The 18,147-nt window shown below is 35.1% G+C and carries 17 protein-coding genes and 2 pseudogenes; all 19 read right to left on the bottom strand.

Annotation, left to right across the window (positions count from 1 at the left end; translation table 11 throughout):
- Window positions 1-292: 292 nt before the first annotated feature.
- The 19 genes and pseudogenes from P9E47_RS00875 to P9E47_RS00785 all read right to left on the bottom strand — a co-directional run bounded on the left by P9E47_RS00875 (window position 293) and on the right by P9E47_RS00785 (window position 18,144).
- Window positions 293-523, bottom strand: coding sequence for a thioredoxin family protein (locus P9E47_RS00875; protein WP_326162285.1), 231 nt, complete (start codon window positions 521-523; stop codon window positions 293-295).
- A gap of 17 nt (window positions 524-540) precedes the next feature.
- Complete coding sequence (locus P9E47_RS00870; RefSeq protein ID WP_326162284.1) at window positions 541-1,491, bottom strand: permease; 951 nt, start codon at window positions 1,489-1,491, stop codon at window positions 541-543.
- A gap of 21 nt (window positions 1,492-1,512) precedes the next feature.
- The gene (locus P9E47_RS00865; protein ID WP_326162283.1) at window positions 1,513-1,854 is read right to left on the bottom strand and encodes an ArsR/SmtB family transcription factor; all 342 of its coding nucleotides are present in this window, start codon (window positions 1,852-1,854) and stop codon (window positions 1,513-1,515) included.
- Window positions 1,855-1,923: 69 nt separating this feature from the next.
- Window positions 1,924-2,637 (bottom strand): cytochrome c biogenesis CcdA family protein, encoded by a 714-nt coding sequence (locus P9E47_RS00860; RefSeq protein ID WP_326162282.1) that lies wholly within the window; start codon window positions 2,635-2,637, stop codon window positions 1,924-1,926.
- A gap of 11 nt (window positions 2,638-2,648) precedes the next feature.
- Window positions 2,649-3,116, bottom strand: coding sequence for a thioredoxin family protein (locus tag P9E47_RS00855; RefSeq protein WP_326162281.1), 468 nt, complete (start codon window positions 3,114-3,116; stop codon window positions 2,649-2,651).
- Between the two features lie 56 nt (window positions 3,117-3,172).
- A complete protein-coding gene (locus P9E47_RS00850) occupies window positions 3,173-3,832 on the bottom strand; it encodes a response regulator transcription factor (protein WP_326162280.1) in 660 nt (219 codons plus the stop codon).
- The gene (locus tag P9E47_RS00845) at window positions 3,829-5,733 is read right to left on the bottom strand and encodes a HAMP domain-containing sensor histidine kinase (RefSeq protein ID WP_326162279.1); all 1,905 of its coding nucleotides are present in this window, start codon (window positions 5,731-5,733) and stop codon (window positions 3,829-3,831) included. The genes P9E47_RS00850 and P9E47_RS00845 overlap by 4 nt, the downstream gene beginning before the upstream one ends.
- On the bottom strand, window positions 5,717-6,667 hold the full coding sequence (locus P9E47_RS00840; protein ID WP_326162278.1) for a substrate-binding domain-containing protein: 951 nt from the start codon (window positions 6,665-6,667) through the stop codon (window positions 5,717-5,719). Before P9E47_RS00840 ends, P9E47_RS00845 begins: the two co-directional genes overlap by 17 nt.
- A gap of 115 nt (window positions 6,668-6,782) precedes the next feature.
- Window positions 6,783-7,880, bottom strand: coding sequence for a 4Fe-4S dicluster domain-containing protein (locus tag P9E47_RS00835; RefSeq protein WP_326162277.1), 1,098 nt, complete (start codon window positions 7,878-7,880; stop codon window positions 6,783-6,785).
- A gap of 15 nt (window positions 7,881-7,895) precedes the next feature.
- Complete coding sequence (locus P9E47_RS00830) at window positions 7,896-8,501, bottom strand: TorD/DmsD family molecular chaperone (protein ID WP_326162276.1); 606 nt, start codon at window positions 8,499-8,501, stop codon at window positions 7,896-7,898.
- Window positions 8,502-8,606: 105 nt separating this feature from the next.
- Entirely contained in the window at window positions 8,607-9,299 is a 693-nt protein-coding gene (locus P9E47_RS00825) for a 4Fe-4S dicluster domain-containing protein (RefSeq protein ID WP_326162275.1), read from the bottom strand.
- A gap of 59 nt (window positions 9,300-9,358) precedes the next feature.
- A complete protein-coding gene (locus P9E47_RS00820) occupies window positions 9,359-11,896 on the bottom strand; it encodes a molybdopterin-dependent oxidoreductase (RefSeq protein WP_326162274.1) in 2,538 nt (845 codons plus the stop codon).
- Between the two features lie 24 nt (window positions 11,897-11,920).
- A complete protein-coding gene (gene nrfD / locus P9E47_RS00815; protein WP_326162273.1) occupies window positions 11,921-12,862 on the bottom strand; it encodes an NrfD/PsrC family molybdoenzyme membrane anchor subunit in 942 nt (313 codons plus the stop codon).
- A 299-nt stretch (window positions 12,863-13,161) separates the two neighbouring features.
- Window positions 13,162-13,356 carry a twin-arginine translocase TatA/TatE family subunit gene (gene tatA / locus P9E47_RS00810; protein WP_326162272.1) on the bottom strand — a complete coding sequence of 65 codons (195 nt, stop codon included), beginning with the start codon at window positions 13,354-13,356 and terminating at the stop codon, window positions 13,162-13,164.
- A gap of 218 nt (window positions 13,357-13,574) precedes the next feature.
- A pseudogene (locus P9E47_RS00805) lies at window positions 13,575-13,805 on the bottom strand (MoaD/ThiS family protein).
- Window positions 13,798-14,273 (bottom strand): annotated as a pseudogene (locus P9E47_RS00800) (molybdenum cofactor biosynthesis protein MoaE). Before P9E47_RS00800 ends, P9E47_RS00805 begins: the two co-directional pseudogenes overlap by 8 nt.
- Window positions 14,274-14,311: 38 nt before the next feature.
- Window positions 14,312-15,325, bottom strand: coding sequence for a GTP 3',8-cyclase MoaA (gene moaA, locus P9E47_RS00795; RefSeq protein ID WP_326162271.1), 1,014 nt, complete (start codon window positions 15,323-15,325; stop codon window positions 14,312-14,314).
- Between the two features lie 166 nt (window positions 15,326-15,491).
- A complete protein-coding gene (gene tatA / locus P9E47_RS00790; RefSeq protein WP_326162270.1) occupies window positions 15,492-15,695 on the bottom strand; it encodes a twin-arginine translocase TatA/TatE family subunit in 204 nt (67 codons plus the stop codon).
- Window positions 15,696-15,714: 19 nt separating this feature from the next.
- Window positions 15,715-18,144, bottom strand: coding sequence for a molybdopterin oxidoreductase family protein (locus P9E47_RS00785; protein ID WP_326162269.1), 2,430 nt, complete (start codon window positions 18,142-18,144; stop codon window positions 15,715-15,717).
- Between the last annotated feature and the right edge of the window lie 3 nt (window positions 18,145-18,147).

Raw genomic sequence — 18,147 nt, 5'->3', positions numbered from 1 at the left:
TAGTTAAATCCCGACTATTTATTAATTACTTTATTAATGAAAAAGGTACTGTTGAACGGCCTTTACTTCTGTATCATACTATACCACCAATTTTCATTACAACAGACCATCATCTTCTCACTTGTTCCCATATTTGCTTCCAAAATAAATTTTTTGTTTCTAATTTAACGAACTCAGTTCATTTTGCCGGACTCAAAAACCTTATAGCCAAAATTCGGGAAGCATCGAGGAATTCAGAGATTAAATATATTTGTTTTGTTAAACGTAAGGTTCTAAAATTGTTCACTAGATTTTAAGATAAATGTGATTTTATCTCAGCGGAAGATAAAAGTTTACCAGTAGAAACAACCTTCTCATTCACTACTAACGCCGGTGTACTCATAACACCATACTTCATAATTGTTGGGATGTCTTCCACCTTTTCTATTTGAGCCTGAATCCCTAACTCATTGATAGCTTCATTAACATTAGCCTCTAATGCCTTACACTTTTTACAGCCTGTTCCTAATACTTTAATGTTCATACTAGCCAACTCCCATCCTATAAGATTATATTAAAGCCATATCCAATAAGGATAATACCAATTGAAACGACACCAACAAAGACCCCGATTAACTGCGGTTTCATTAATTTTCGAAGCAATATCATCTCTGGAAGAGAAAGAGCTGTCATTGCCATCATAAACGCTAAAGCTGTTCCGGAAGCAACACCTTTTTGCATAAGGGCCTCTACAATAGGCAATGCTCCAACTGCATTGGAATAAAGTGGAACACCTAACAATACCGCTACAGGTACCGCAAATGGGTTTCCTTCACCAGCATACTTCACTAGTAATTCCTCTGGAGCATATCCATGGATAAAGGCTCCAATTCCAATCCCTATTAAAATATAAACCCAAATCTTTTTTACAGTTTCTATTACATTGTCTTTTGCAATTTGTAGTCGATCTTTTACTGTTAATTCCGCTGTTACAGCAGTTTCGCCCATTTTGACTTCAAATACATAGGATTCTACGTATCTCTCAAGCTTTAAACGACCAATAATTACACCTGCAACAATCGATAAGATGACACCGAAAAAGACGTATATTACAGCAATTTTCCAACCAAAAATCGAAAACAACATAACTAATGATATCTCATTCACAATCGGTGAAGAAATTAAAAATGTAAAGGTAATTCCTAGCGGTATCCCTGCTTCTACAAATCCAATAAACAAAGGAACAGTAGAACATGAGCAAAATGGGGATACAACTCCGAGCAGGGCTGCTAAAACAGAGGCAACTCCTTTTCCTCTACCTTGGAGCCATTCTTTTACCTTCTCAGGTGGAAAATAGCTGCGAATGTATGAGATGATAAAAATCATGACCGCAATGAGTGCTATGATCTTTGTTGTATCATAAATAAAAAAATGAACAGCTCCCCCAAATTTAGTAGCTACTGATAAACCAAAGATATCCTCAACGAGCCAATCTGCCAGCCATTTAAACATAAATATTCCTTCTTTCAAGTATTACTTTAATAAGAAAGGAGCAACACCCTCTTTATTTAATGAGAAAATAGTAAATTTCCCTTCTTTGCGAGATTGAATAACAGCTCCACGTTCCAAGACCTTCAAATGATGGCTAACTGTTGAAGATGGTACTTCTAATCCGGATACTATTTCACACATACAAAGATCACTAACGAGCAGCATTCCTATTATTTTTAGCCTTGTTCCATCTCCAAGTGCTTTAAAAAAATCAGCCTTTTCACTTAATTCTTTTTCATCATTCAAAAGAAGCAAATGTTCCTTTGATGCTTCAACTATTTGTTTCGTTTCTTCATCATTTCGAATTTCCCATGTATTTTTCACTTTACATCCCATCCTTTTATACCATTATAAAACTAATTTTATAGTTTTATCAAATGCAATCCTATAGTTTTAAGCTGAATAAACAAAGTATAAAGCAAGTAGTAATAAAAGGATTCCAGTACCTTTTTGCAATAGTGGCGAAAACTGACTGAACTTCGGGTGAATTCTAAACGAATTACTTAGTGTTCCTAACACCAGTAATGGAATACCTCTACCTAAAGCATAAAAGAACATTAATAAGGCTCCAAGTATGACTTTTCCCTTTAATGTAACAAAACTCAAAATCACAAACATAATTGGCGTACCGCATTGCGAGCTTGTAAGTCCCAGCACCATTCCTAATAGTAAAGCTCCCATAAAGCCATGTAATTTTTTCACATTAACATATTGTTCGATACTAAAATTACCTATTTTGAAATTGAAACGAATAACTTCAAGAAGCGTTAACCCCATCAATAAACTAATAAACGCCAGTATATACTGAAAAATTCTCTGTGGAGTTCCCAATAATCCTCCAATTAAAGAAAGTACAAGACCCAATAATACAAATGTGATTGCTATCCCTATGATAAAAGAAAGCGACAAAAGAAAGCCTTTAACCCTTGCTTCCTTTATATTTATCGAAATTGGCATTTTATTTAAGTACGATAAAAATAAGGGTATAATTGCGATGTTGCAGGGTCCCATGCTAGTTAGGATTCCTCCAAGAAATGCAATGGTTAACGCCAGAATTGCACCTTTTTCATTGAGAATTTCAGATAATGTTATGATAAATTCATTCATTCATCTCACCTTTAATTTCTTCCAATTTCCTCTAATTTTTCTCGTACCATATCTTCTGGAATCGACCCAACCTGTGAATATGTTACCTCTCCATTCTTATCAAGAAAAACACTTGTAGGAATTAGGTATACATTATATTTTTCTATTAATTTATCATTCGCCGAATCTTCTATTAATAAATCATAGAAATGTACTTCGTTTTGATAATCAGGTTGAACGTCATCATATAAAGCTTTCATTTCAACACACGCCTGACACCCATTTGAATGAAATAATAGCCATGCTGGTTTTTTGATTTGGTCAAATATTTCTAAGTCTGTTGCTTTCTCTTTTATCCCATCCCACTCTTTATAAGTAATTAATAAGACAAATACGATAACTGCTGTTATAAAAACAATTTTTCGATTCAAATACCCCACCACCCTTCTAATAATTATTATAAAACTAATTTTATAGTTTTGTTGTTTTAATTGTGACAAAAAAACGAACCCTTGGAAAAAGTTCCCTCCAAGGGTTTTTTATTAGAAAATACATATTATAAATCATCATCCACTGATAAAATTCCATGCTTCAATGCGAAACGAACTAGCATAGATCGTTTATCCGCACCTGTTTTCTCCATAATTCTTGTTTTATATGTTTCCACCGTTTTTATACTTACTGACAATGTATCAGCTATTTCTTTCTGAGTATAACCTAATGCAATAAATTTAAGTACATCTTTTTCCCGCTGGCTTAATAAATCCACTTCATTTACTTCTGAAAATTCATCGTGATGTAGTTTGTTTTTGTATAGGGATGGGATTAACGTTGGGTAAATATAATTCTCTCCACTAAGAACGGTTCTGATAGCTGCAACTAGTTCAGTATCAACTGCACGTTTTAAAACATATCCACTAGCACCAGCGGCTAATCCTGCTTTTAGGTAAGCCTCATCCGAATACATGGTCAAAATTAATATCTTAGTTTTCTTATTGGACTTTAGGATTTCACGTGTAGCCTCAATTCCATCCATATCCGGCATACTAACATCCATTATGATAATATCTGGCTCTAATTCTTTCATCATTAATACGGCTTCTCTACCAGTTGACGCTTCACCGATAATATAATAATCGTTCTCTGCAATTAAAATGTTTTTTAAACCTGACCGGAAAACAGGGTGATCATCAACTAAAAAAACCTTTACTTTCATGCACTCCCCACCTTTTCATTCATCATGGGTATTTTCGCAAATATTGTCGTTCCCTCATCTAAAACTGATTCAATATCAAGAGAACCTCCTAATAAATGGATTCTTTCCATCATTCCATGCAATCCTAGATTATGTTGAGATGGTGTTCGACTTAACACCTTTTCAGATTCGAAGCCAATACCATCATCTTCAACCACAATTGAGATTTGCTGCTCTTTTGCTATTAATATAATACTTACAAATGTTGCTTTTGCATATTTAGCAATATTCGTTAATGCTTCCTGTATCATTCTAAAAATTGCAGTTTCGACCTCTGGTTTTAATCGTTCGTTGCCCATACCCTTAATAACAAGGTCTACATCGATGTGGTTACTACCCTGAAATTCTTCGATATACCTTTCAAGTGCTACTGTTAATCCGAATTTATCAAGTATCGTTGGTCTAAGCTGCCATGCCAAGTTATGGACCTCTTTCATTGTTTGCTGTGTCAAATTTCTCAACTGCCCTAATTGCTCCAGCCTTTCATGTTCTGTTTTTGATTCCTGAATAATTTTTAATCCTAATAAAATAGTGGAAAGTGAGTGGCTTGTTTCATCATGTAATTCTCTAGCAATTCTTTTCCGCTCATCCTCTTGTACGCTAATTACTTTCTCTAATAATCGTACTCTTATTTCTTCTTTTTTCTTTAACTCATGCCATAGGTGAACATTTTCAAGCAACATTGAAATTTGACTGGTAATGGATTGAATTATATGAACTAAATATTCATTCAGATTGTTTTGGCTACAGATACGGATAGAGCCAATTTTTTTGTTATTAATAGCTAGTGGGAAAGTATTAAAAATTGCTTTATCTATCTGACCACATCTGCATTTTGACTTTTCTTCATTCCCCTCTGAAATACAATGATGATCACAATTTAATAACGTATAATGGAAGGTCTCTACTTCCCCTAAAATTTCAACCTTTATTGTTGCACTATTTAGTGACAGTTCCTTCACCAAGTGAGTAACAAACTCTTGTAAAAGTGTCCTAACCTGTTCAATTGATGTCACTGACGAATTAGATAATTCATTTAGTAGCAGTAACTCCTTATTTCTATTTTGAATTGTATTAAAAAACTCTTCACGTTTATTCTCTGATTGTTGAAGATGATCCAACATATGATTAAATGAATTAGTTAATTTCCCAATTTCATCATTTGGATAAACCATAATTCTTTTTGTTAAATTTCCATTTGCAACATCTGATGTTAGTTCTACTAGTTTAGTAATTGGGTAGGTAATAGTTCTCGTTAAAGTTAACACGATAAGGACTGCTAATACTAATACACCTATGGTTGTAATAAGAATCTGACTCGTAACGCGTTTTAGTGTGTCATTCAATGAGTCAAGTCTTAAACCAACTCGAACAGTCCCTCCAAAGTCCTCCATTACTGGTGAAGCTACATCTATTATGGTTCCACTATCACTTTCAAAGGATTGAAGCGATTGAAAGAAAATATTATTCTCTTTTTTTAATTGATTAGCCTTTATTAATTCATTACTAATCGTTTGGCTATCTACAGAATGAACAAGTAGGTCTCCTTGCTCGTCTAAAATAAAAACATACTCCAAGTCTGGATAATGATCAACCGTATCGGTAACAAGCTTCTTTAATGTATAGATATTTTTAGTAATGACTAAATCTACACTTCTGGCAGATACATCACTAGCAATCGATTTGGCTTTGTCATGAAGTTCATTTGTTAAAGTATTCGTAATGGATATTCGAACAACAAATAAACTAATAACAGTTATAAGAATAATGACTATAAAAACCATTCCGTAAATTTTTAATATTATTGATAAACTAGATAATGTATCAAAGAAATTTCTTATATACCTATTTCGTTGTTTCATATAGTTGTTCTCCAAATTGGTCAATTAAATCATCGATAATCTTATAATTGTTTTCATTTACATCCGCATATTTATCAATACCCAGCGACTTTAATATCTTCTGGCCATTTCGATCTTCTTCTAACGATAAAATAACATCTCGTAGCTTCGCTTTTAAGGTAGGATCAAGATCATCTTTCATAACGATTGGTGGTGTGCCGGCTAATTCTCCTTTACCAATTATTTTCAAATTTTGAACATCTGGGTTTTGTTCCAATAGTAATTGGTCGAATAACAAACTATCTATAGCCGCACCATCTACAACATTATTGGCAGCTGCTAATAATGAATAGTCGTGGCTGTATGTGTAGAAAGTTTTTTCAAAAAAAGTATCAGCCTTATAGCCTTTTTCATTAAGCATATCCAGCACAGAAAGTCTACCAGAGTAAGAAATTGGATCGACAAAGGCAAACTTTTTTCCTTTTAGATCATCTAAACTATCGTAAGGATTATTTTTATTCGTGATTATATAGGATTGATACAGACTTTCTCCTTTAACAACAGGTGCTACCAGTCCTTCCATATACCCTTCCTTACTGCCTATCCGATAAGCTAAGGAGCAAGTAAGAGTGATATCAGCATTCCCATCTTTTAGAAGTTGATTGACTTCGCTATATGTTTGTTTTTGTATAACTTTCACGGGCTGACCTAATTTTTCTTCAAGATAAGCAACTAACCCTTGATACTTTTCTAAGGATTCCTTTGGGGATACAACAGAGGCAATAGCAATAATTAAAGTATCTTCACCATATTTAGAAGGCTCAGACACATTTTGAACTTCATTTGTATATAGTTTGATCTTAGTCGTTCCATTTTGAGGTGTACATGAAGTTAGTAGTATCAAGATCAAAGTCAAAAATATTAAATTAAATCTTTTGTATAGATTATAGTTCATGGAATTCACCCCAATTTACAATTTATTATTCACATTTATTATAAAAGAAAAATGAAAAGCATAAATTTATAAAAAAGCACAAAAAGAAGACTATTCTGTGAACAGCCTTTCTTTTCTACCAAAATGATAAAACAGATTCGGATTGTTTTAGTTTATTTTGGCACTCAATACATATTGTAGAATGGAGATCATCTAACTTCTCGCCACAGGTTGTACACCTTTTTTTATCAAAGGAATAAATAAGTTCCTCATTGTTTTCTAAATAGGTTCTCAAATAACTGGAATAGCTTTCTAAAGAAAGGGATTCTTCAGGACATATATCCTGACATGACTTGCATTCTACACATGTAAGTAAATTTTGCTTTATAATAATCTGATTTTCATCTTCATCACTATATAAGGACCCAGTTGGACATACATACGTGCACTTTAGGCAACCTGTACAATGGTCTGTTATCATTACCATTGCAGTTTTTACCACATCACTACTAAGTACGGGATTTTGTTTTTGTTTTTTCAACAGTTGTATAAAAAAACGCTGCTTTTCACTTAATGCGATTTTTTCCCTCTCTTTGTTTGTTACTTCCTCTTCATCTAATAAAGGTATTACAATATTTGATTGCATTCTATTTGAAAGGAACGAAAATAAATCCCGTCTCGAAAACTGCTGTTGCTCTCCGACTTTGTATTCTTGACTATTGATATAGACTTCAACCTTTTCTTGTTTAATCAGCTCTACTCTATGGATTAATTCCTCAATAAATGAGGAAATATTAGCAATTTTAAAAGGACATGTTTCACACTTTGATTCATTCAATCTAATGTGAATTTTTTTATTTTCTTGTAAACCGTATAATAAGATTGTCTCATCTAACATTCTCAGGCAAGGGACCGTTACAAAATGATCATTAACATCCTGCTTTTGACATGCTATTTCAACAATTGCACGTCCTTTCATTTGTTCAAGGTAGCTTTTATACTTCTTATCAGTAAATACATCACTAGGACATATCGCTGTACAAATCATGCACTCCCTGCATGTTTCAAAATCCACCTGTAATTTCCCATCAATCTTAATAGCCGATGCAGGACATGATTCCACACAAATGTTGCAAGAAGATTTTTGATTTTTTGCATGTGTACATCGATTCTTTTCTACTGTTAGTTGTTTAGAATCCATCCATCGTGATATCCATCTTTCTGCAAGAACCATGTCCTTCACCTCCTATTACAAGGGAATTTTTTGTAATTCCTTTGCATCTTTTTCAACCCATTTTTCTAATAAAGTACCAATAAATTTATAATAATCAGTTTCTGCGTGTTCCTTTATTAACTTTGTAAAGGAAGGAACCCATTTATTTAATATTTTTTCCACAAACTTTTGCTGACTTAAAAGATATTTCTCATCTTTTTCTTCCAAATATTTGTAAATCAAGTAGTAAATAAATTCTAGTTCAACTGCGATATGATCAGGAAGCTCATGAAAGCCTTCTTTTATTTCTAAGCCTGCCTCTTTATAATATTGCAAAGTATCAATCGTACTTTGCCCCATTACTTCCCATTTTCCTTCTAAATAAATGGAGGCATAGGGTGATGCTAAAGGTCGAGATGATCCAACAAATAATCTACCAAAATCTAAAGTTAGTGAATCTATATTTTTTTTTTTTGATTCTTTCAATAGTGTAGAAGCCAGTAAGTAAAGATCTTGATCTGTCTCAAAAAATATCTCTTGGAGAATTTCTAAAGATTGAAGGGAATCCTCCGTTGGTTTATAAAAAAGAGAAGATAATATTTGGTATATTACCTCTCTATCTTCCTGTTGTATCGAATTCATCCAAATCACCTCTAATTTTTTAAAAAAATATGGTTTACTACTCACCAGAAGTCTGTTCACCATCTGATGAGTAGTTTCACCTATATAAAAGGGAGGGGGAGCAAATTAACTGTTATATCCTCTTAGGTAGAAAACCTTTGGTTTTGTACCTTTATGTGGCAATAAAGTCTCACTTTCATATTTTGCTAAAAGTTTACTAATCTCACTATTTGGATCATCTAAATCACCAAATGTACGAGCATCTGCCGGACAGGAGTCTACACAATATGGATTAAGACCGTCTTTGACTCTGTGATCACAGAATGTACATTTTTCAACAATACCCTTTGAACGGATTCCTTCATAGGTAGATGCCCGGTCCGGGTTGTAGTATGGAACTTCTACTCCTAGTAAATCCTGCATTTCTTTACCTGAAGCTGTACCATCTGTAATTAGATTATTTTCATCACGCCAGTAGCGATGTGGCTTATCTTTGTTAAAGTTAATAACACCATACGGGCAAGCCTGCATACAAGATTTACAGCCAATACACTTATCTGGATCATGAAGAGTTAAACCATTTTCATCTTTATACATTGCACCTGTCGGACATGCACGAACACACGCTGCATCCTCACAGTGATTACATAAAGTTGGAATATATTCATACTTTACATTTGGAAACTGCCCTGTCGTGCGGTGTTTATAATTTGCCCAAAACATACCTACATCAACGTTGTTTTCACTTTTACAAGAAATTGCACAGGCCGAGCAACCTACACATTTGTGCAAATCAATTGCCATTCCGTATCTAGCCATTTATTAGCACCTCCAACGATTTAATCTAGCCATCAATGAATCTACTATTCATTCCTTATCTAGATTTTCTCAATTTTTATTCTAGTTAATCCGCCATGACGAGCAGTTGAAGCACTCAAACGCTCAAAATCAGATGGATGAAGTTCATTATTATTACCACCGCGTGGCATTTTCTTTTGATAATCAAGAGAAGCAGTTCTTCCGTAAGCCCAATGCCCTTGACCATAGCATTTTACAGCAGTACCCGGTCTCACGCCTTCCCATTCTTTCACTTTAACTTCAATGGAGCCGAAGGCAGAGGATACTTTAACTTTATCACCGTTCTTAACACCGTATTTTTTGGCATCAATAGGGTTTATTTTAAGTACGTCATCCCACTTCTCATCCCCCGGATCAGCGTCTTTAAACTCCTGATACCAAGTTGTATTCGCCGAACGCCCTTCACGATTTAATCTTGAACGATGTTCAGAAAAAATTATCGGGAATTCTTTTTCATCTCCATGGCGGAATGGCTCTTCATAATGTGGCACAAATGCGAGTTCCCCGCGTGCTAAATATTTTGTTACTTCCATAACTTTATCAACTGTTACTTCATGCTTTTCTGCATGTTTTTCTAATGCTTCTTTTAAAGTTTCGCTATAAAATTCAAATTTTTTCGTTTTTGTTCCGAAATCTTCCCATTTGGCTTTATATTTAAATGGTTCTGAATTCCAAACACCTTTTTCTAAAAGCTCGTTCCAGCCTTTAAGTTGGTCACCTTTTTTCTCAATAGTAGGATCCCAAACTGGTTGTGAATAAAACTTCACTGCATATAGTGCAAATTCTTCAGGTGATGTAGGTTTTTTTCCTGTTTCCGGATCTTTAAATTCATTTGTATAATAATCTAGTAAATTACGGAAACCTTTTTCTGCTAACTTTTCTGCTAGAAGCCACATAACTTCTGTTTCATCGATTTTAACGTCCCATAATGGTTTAACTACAGGCTGTTGGATTGTTAGATAGCCATGTTTATTGTATTTATTGTATAAAACGCCCCATCTTTCGAATAAATGGAAGGCTGCTGGTAGAACGATATCAGCATATTGAGTCATTTCAGCCGGGTTTGTTGTAATGTGGACAAAGAAAGGAAGTTTCTCCAATGCTTTCTCCCAACGGTCTGCACCTGTACAGGAGAATACCCAGTTATTCCAATAACCAATAGCCATTTTTAATACATAAGGATCTTCATTTATGATACTATCAGCGACAGCGTTCGTTACGACTCCGCCACCGGACTTCCCATCTTTTAGAGCCGGATACTCTAGTGTTCCAACTCTATCAATTTTCTTCTCGTGATAACCGTGCTCTGCAATTTCATCTTGGTACTTTTTATAATCAGGTGTCTTGTTCGCTGGAATCTTTGTTTTACCTAATGTGCCCCCGACATTTTGCACAGAGCCTACTAAACCATTCAAAGCATGGGCTGCCATTGCACTATAGCCACCACGGATTTGCATCGCTGTTCCCGGTGATAGCCATGAAATAACACGAGGTGCTGCAGCTGCAAACTCTTTTGCTACTCTGGTAATTTGTTCGGCCGGTATTCCTGAACGTTCTGCCGCCCATTCTGGTGTACGATCTTTCAACTCTAAATTCCACCACTTCACAACACCATTCGTTAAATTCTCAACGAACAAGGCTTCATCAACCGTTTGACCCGGAACGAAGTGATTAGCTCCATCGATAAAATCACCAACAAACTCTCTACTCCACATGCCTTCTCTTAAAATGACATGAGCCATTGCTGTAGCCAATGCACCATCTTCACCCGGAATAACAGGTAACCATTCATCTGCTTTTGCAGCAGTTGCGGAAAGACGTGGGTCAATAGCCGCTAGCTTCGCATTATCCATTACATGACCCCACATATTAATCGCATGTGGGACTTGACGATTGGAAGCAATTGGGTCAGCACCCCAAAGAATAATATAACGAGTTTCTGCCAGATCATAATCTCGATAATCCCACATTGCCTCTGTATAATAAGCCCCGAATTTTTCAGCTTCCGCACAAATGGAACTATGAGAGATTCCGTTTGGTGACCCAAAGATGGACGGAAATGCCTTATAAATAATTTCTGTCGCTTCTGTATAACGGCCACGTAGTAAGGCAAACTTGTGTGTTTCATGATTTTTTCGTAATTCCATCAATTTATCTGCAATTGTATCTAAAGCTTCATCCCATGAAATAGGTACAAATTTCGGGTCTTCCTTTCGACCTTTTTTGGGATTTGTCCGCTTCAATGGAACTTTAATGCGATCCGGATCATACATTTGTTGGATTGCTAAATGTGGACGTGGACAAATATTCCCATGATTGGCTTTTGAATTTACATTTCCTCTTATTTTTGTCACTCGATTATCTTCTACATAAACCTGAACGGGACACCATGATGTACAGCCTTGACAAGTACTTGCTACCCACTTACCATTTGACTCAGCTTTTGTATTTTTATTTTCAGCAAATGCCTTCAATACAGGTTCTTTAGCTTTAATACCTGCTACTGCAGCTCCTGTAATGGCAGTTGCCTTTAAGAACGTTCTTCTTGTAATACCCATGACAATACACCTCCAGATTAAATATTACATAAATGGATTCGGTACATTTAATTGCCCAGCGTAAACGATGATGTGCTTAAATGCATAACTACCGATTAACGTGCTTACCATTAAAATAACAGCAGATCCCATTGAAAAACTTACTTTTCGGATACTAGCGTTGATACTTATTGCTAATGGAACAATTAATCCTAATCCTATAGCCGCTATCCACCAAATCGAGCCGTAATGTTCCATCATTAATTGATAATTACCAACTGCTTCAAGACCTGTAGCTTGTAAGGTCGCTCTCCAAACAATCATTAATACCACTTGCAATACTAGAAGAATTGTAAACAGGTAAGTTAATGGTTGGTCTGACTTGGAAGATCTACTAGTTGCTGCAACTTCGGCAATAGCTACATCTTCTACTGAATGAAATACTTTAGATGATACCGATCCAAGAACGATTAACAAACTTGCACCTGCAATTATGGAAGAAAGGAAAAATAAGACTGGTATTAATCCATTCATCCAAAGCGGACGGCCTAATGAAGCTAAAAGTAAACCATGATACATACCTGTTCCAACCGCTAATAACAAGCCAGTAATCTGAATGAATTTAAAGGTATTGTTGCTAAAACTTGCAATCCCTGTTTTAAATAAGAAATAGATGATAAGAAAACTCGCTAATATAAACAATGTTTGAATGTATCCACCCCATGAAGTGATTGAAGTAGGATTAAAATGGATATAAGTTGAAAACATTCTTAACGGTTTCCCAAGTTCAGTCATTAGAGATAAAACTCCGGCTCCAACAAAGACTGGTGATAAGATGTAGCCTGTTTTAATGACCGTCCAATGTTTTTCCTTAGCAGTAAAACTAAAATACGTTGCTAAAAGGAAAAGCCCAACTCCAACTCCACCAAGAAACAAATCAATGACAACCCGAAAATCCCAGACTGCATGTACTACTTGTGCTTCCATTTTGATTAACCTCCTTTTAATTGTTCATTTATTTAGGAACGATGCTTGATAGATTTCTGGTACCTCCTTTTTTTGTTGTTAAAAGAATGAGTGATTGATTGATTGATCTATAAGCTTATTATGATGTATAGTATTTCAGAAAAATATCAGTAATAACGGCAAACTTTGTAGGGAAAAAGAGAAGTTATGGCGAAAAATTGAAGGACTTATGTCAAACCAATGAATAATAAAAAAGCCTCTCAATTAAGAGAGACTTAATTTTTCAACCTCGTATACAGAATAATTATATTTACATAAAATTATAATTTCTCATCATCTTGTTTTTCTTTAACTTCATCAAAAGTATCTTCTGTTAATTCCCTAGTCGATTTTTTAAATTCACCTAAAGACTGACCAATAGCCCTTCCAATTTCGGGAAGTTTTTTTGGTCCAAAAATGACTAGAGCAATTATTAATATTAATATCAAGCCGGGGATTCCAATATTGGACAACATCTAAACACCACCCTATTCTATTTTGATTTGATCGAAAAAATGATACCTTCCACAGTTTATTATGCTCGAAGTAATTATAGAAAAATATAAGTAATTCAAGCATATTATGTAAGGAAAAAGCGAAGTTTTGTCTAAAAAACGAAAAACAATGATAATAAATAAACAGAAAAACCAACTACCCATTTGGTTAGTTGGTTTTTTACTAGTTTATGTGCTTCTTAACCGCCACTTACAGGCGGTATTAAAGCAACTGTATCTCCATCTTTTAATTGTAAAAGATCTTCTGCCTATTCTTCATTTACAGCAACCATCACTGATTGAAGCGGTAATTTATACGTTTCCGTTATTTTTTGTTTTAGATTTCCTACCGTTATCGGCAATTCTGTCCATGTAAGGCTTGCCTCACCAATAGCCTCTTGAAGATGAGCAAAAAATAATATCTTAATCATTACCTAAATCCTCCTTTTCAGGCTTTCCAGAAGGATATGCTTTCGTTTCAAGTTGATCACCAATCCACTTCTCGCCATCTTCCCAATGTTCTTTTTTCCATATAGGCACAATTTCTTTAATTCGTTCAATAGCATATCTACTTGCTTCATGTGAATGAGCCCGATGTGGTGTTGAAACGGCAATAACAACCGCAATATCGGAAATTTCAAGCCTGCCAATTCGATGTGTAATCGCAACAACGGCTTCCGGCCATTTTTCAATTATTTCATCAACGATTTGTGCCAACTTTTTTCAGTCATTGATTGATAAGCATCATACTCAAGATAGAGTGTTTTTTTACCTTTTGTTAATTCACGCACTGTTCCAATAAATGTATTAATTGCCCCTGCTTCGCGGCGTACAACCTTGTTTGTAACTTCTTCAATTGAAATAGGGTCTTTTGTTATTAAAAATAATTGTTCACTCAATCGTATCTATCCTTTCAAAATCGGATACAACTTAATCTTTAACCACCAATATAATACATTTCTATTTTTTCTTTTTGGGCAGTTAGATTTGTTCTTTCCTCTGAATACCTATCGACCCTTTTATTCCATACTTGCTTGATGTAGTGTGTCAACAATTCTTGTGAAGTGCCTTCTCTTACCAAATGTAGCAAATCGTAACCTTTATCTGCAAATAAACAAGTATAAACTTTCCCATCTGCTGATAGACGAGCTCTTGTACATGTTGAACAAAATGCTTCGGAAACGGAAGAAATAAATCCAATTTCAGCCTTTGAATCTATATGTTTGTAACGTTTTGCTACTTCTCCATAATATTGCCTTGATACCGGTTCTAATTGAAAGGTCTCTTGAATCATTTGGTAAATCTCTTTTTTTGTGACTACTTGATCCATGTTCCAACCATTTGAGTTTCCAACATCCATAAATTCTATAAATCTAAGATTCATATCATTATCTTTAAAAAATTGCACCATAGGCATAATTTGATGGTCGTTAACACCCTTCTGTACAACCATATTTATCTTAATCTCAAGGTCTGCGTCTTTTGCAGCGTAGATTCCCTTCAATACATCTTGCACTTTTACATTTCGACCATTCATCTTCCCAAATATTTCATCATCCAGTGCATCCAAACTTATATTAACTCGTTTTAATCCAGCTTCTTTTAAGCTCTTTGCATACTTAGGTAATATAATTCCATTTGTTGTTAATGCAATATCCTCAATACCAGATATTGGGGATATTTTTCGGATTAGGTCTGGCAAATTTTTACGAAGTAAAGGTTCGCCGCCAGTTAATCTCAATTTTTTTACACCAAGGATAGCAAATGAATTTACAATTGTTTCAATTTCACCAAAGGATAAAAGTTGATCTTTTGTTAAAAAAGTTCTATGTGCATAAACGTCTTCGGGCATACAATACGAACACCGAAAATTACATTGATCAATAACAGAAATTCGCAAATCATGTAATGGCCTATTATAGAAATCTACTACACTATTTTTTGAATTCATAACCGGCACTCCTTTATTTATTTTGAAATCGATCTATTAATACCGATTAATTTATTACCCAATATAGTAGAAAGCTTTTAAAAAGTAAAAGGTAGTTTTCGTGAACAGCCTTGTAAAGATAAAAGGTTTCTCTGTTAAAAGAAACCCTTTACCTTTACCTTTTTCATTAGTTAATATTTTGTTTCTTTTCCTCCGGTTTATCTTTCACTTCTTCCATTATGTCTGACGTTAACTCTCTAGTTGACTTTTTAAATTCTCCTAAAGTTTGACCAAAAGCTCTTCCTATTTCCGGAAGTTTTTTAGGGCCAAAAACAACTAAGGCAATAATTAATATCAAAATCAACCCCGGTATTCCTATATTGGATAACATTAACGCACCACCTTAAATTCTAATATCTTTCAGCCATTGTTTTATTCTTAAAAGGTCCTTTTGAAATCTTTTGAATAGCAGCATGAGTATTTTTAAAATGTGCACCATTTCGCTTTGAACGAACGCTAGATTGAAGTTGATTCACATATTTATATGGGTAAGCAAAAACAACACCTAGTACACCCTTTGGAACCACATCTGTTATATCTGCAACAACTTCTAGTTCACCTAATTCATTATGAAGTTTTACCCAATCTCCAGATTGGATGCCTGCTTTACTAGCATCATCTGGATTTATTTGTAGTTCCACTTCTGGTAATTGTTGAACAAGGTGTGGAATCCACCGGAATGTATAACCGCATTGCCAAATAACATTATAACGAACAGTTGTAAGATAGTATGGATAATTATTATTTGGACGTATTTCAGCAGGTAAAAATGATGGTTGATCCCCTTCCCAGTTTTGATCATATGGTTGTAATCTTGCTTTCCCATCTTTTGTTGCAAATTTTTCAGTATAAAGCCTTGGTGTTCCAATAATGTCATTTCCTTGTTTCACTAATGGGATTTGAATTCCGCTAGTACCAAGACTGCGAATCCATTCATAATCTACTAGATCAAGACCTATATGCTTGCCATCACCAGTTAGCTTATACTCTTCGAATACCTCCGAGCTGTTTTTCCATTGATACGCATTAGCATCTATTAAACCATGTTTTTCGCCTAATCTACGTGCCACCATAGCAATAATTTCCCAATCTGGCTTTGCTTCACCCGGTGCATTCATAAATTTAGAATACATCCTCAACCTTCGTTCTAAATTTACTCTTAAATAATCCCATTCTCCCCATGCAGCTGATGGTAGGATTACATCTGCCAACTCTGACGTTTCATTTTCATAAATTTCGTTAATAATCATAAAATCTAATTGTTCCAATCCTTTGCGGAATTGGTTAACATTCTGTGTTGTAGACATTGGGTTAGAATCGATTACCCACAACAATTTCACCTTTCCATCTACGACAGAATCCCAAACATCTGGACGGTCTTTGGAATCTACAACTGGATGAGGAACACCGTTCAAGATTGCTTCTTGGTGACCCCCTTGTCTACCAATTGAACCACCTTCAATTCCAATATTACCTGTAATAAGATTTAAGTTTGCATATACACCCACAACTTCGTCATTTTGTGAACCTTGCCAAATAACACCTTTTTCAAAAATAGTTAATACACCTTTTGCATTTGCTATCAGTTCAGCTGCCTCTTTAATTGCGCTTGCAGGAACTCCGGTAACTTTTTCAACATTTTCAGGTTTGTATTTATCCTTTGTTACGACTGCTTTTAAGGCATCAAATGAAGCAGAATCTACCCTATTTTGAATATACTGCTTGTTATCAAGACCATTCACAATAATGTGATGCATAATTGAGTTTACTAGCACTACATCAGTACCCGGCACAAGTTGTAAATGATATCCATTTTTCTCTGCATTTCGGGATGCTAATGTTTTGCGTGGATCAACAACAATCAGTTTTTTTCCATCTTTTCTTGAATTAAAAATGCGATCATATAAGACAGAGCCTGTTTCATATGTATTCGCACCAGCTAATAAAACTACTTCAGCAATTTCTGCATCCTCGTAAGAATACATCATAAATTCAGTAGAACCGAAAATATCCTCGTAAGATGGTACTTCAGATGCAAACTTTGGACGATTATGAATTGCACGATGTGGAATCCCTTTTTTGGGCGGAAGCGAAGGATCATATAGTCCAACTGGTTTAGGTGAAAATGCAAATTTACATCCTACATAATTATTTTCAGGGTTTTCATGGTCAGCCTGCCAAATACCAATCCCACCCGGTCCATGGGCTTTTATCGTTTCAGCCATTTTATCCGCAATTAAGTCTAATGCTTCATCCCAGCTTACTTCAACAAATGCTCCGTCTTTTTTAATTTTAGGCATTTTAACTCTGTTTGTTGTATCTGTTAAGGGTTGCTTACTATCAGAATAAATGGCCTGTGCGTTATTCCCACCGCGAATCGAGTGGTCACCTTTATTTACAACACACTCTTGATCAGGAACAATAGATACGTAGCTTTCTACACCTTCTATTGTTGTTACAGCAATTGTTTCAGGACCAGCCCATGGTTCCCCCATTACAGGTTTCGGCCATGCACCGCCATCCGTTTTAGATTCACTTACAGGCCAAACCGTTACATTATAGCCACAACCCACACAGCAATATTGACAAACGGTTGTAAACTTTTTAGCTGTTTCTGGCGGTATCGGTAAAGATTGAGTATCTTTCAGTCCATTTCTTGTAATTTCTTCAGCTAATACCTCTTTATCTAGTAAAAAAGATGCAGTACTTCCAGCCAGCGTTGCTGCACCAATGGTTTTTAGTGCTTGTCTTCTCGTTACTTTACTATTAAAAAAATCCATTCA

It is taken from the genome of Schinkia azotoformans, from assembly GCF_035811335.1.
Lineage (GTDB): Bacteria > Bacillota > Bacilli > Bacillales > Bacillaceae_J > Schinkia > Schinkia azotoformans.
This window is presented reverse-complemented; position numbering and strand designations above follow the sequence as displayed.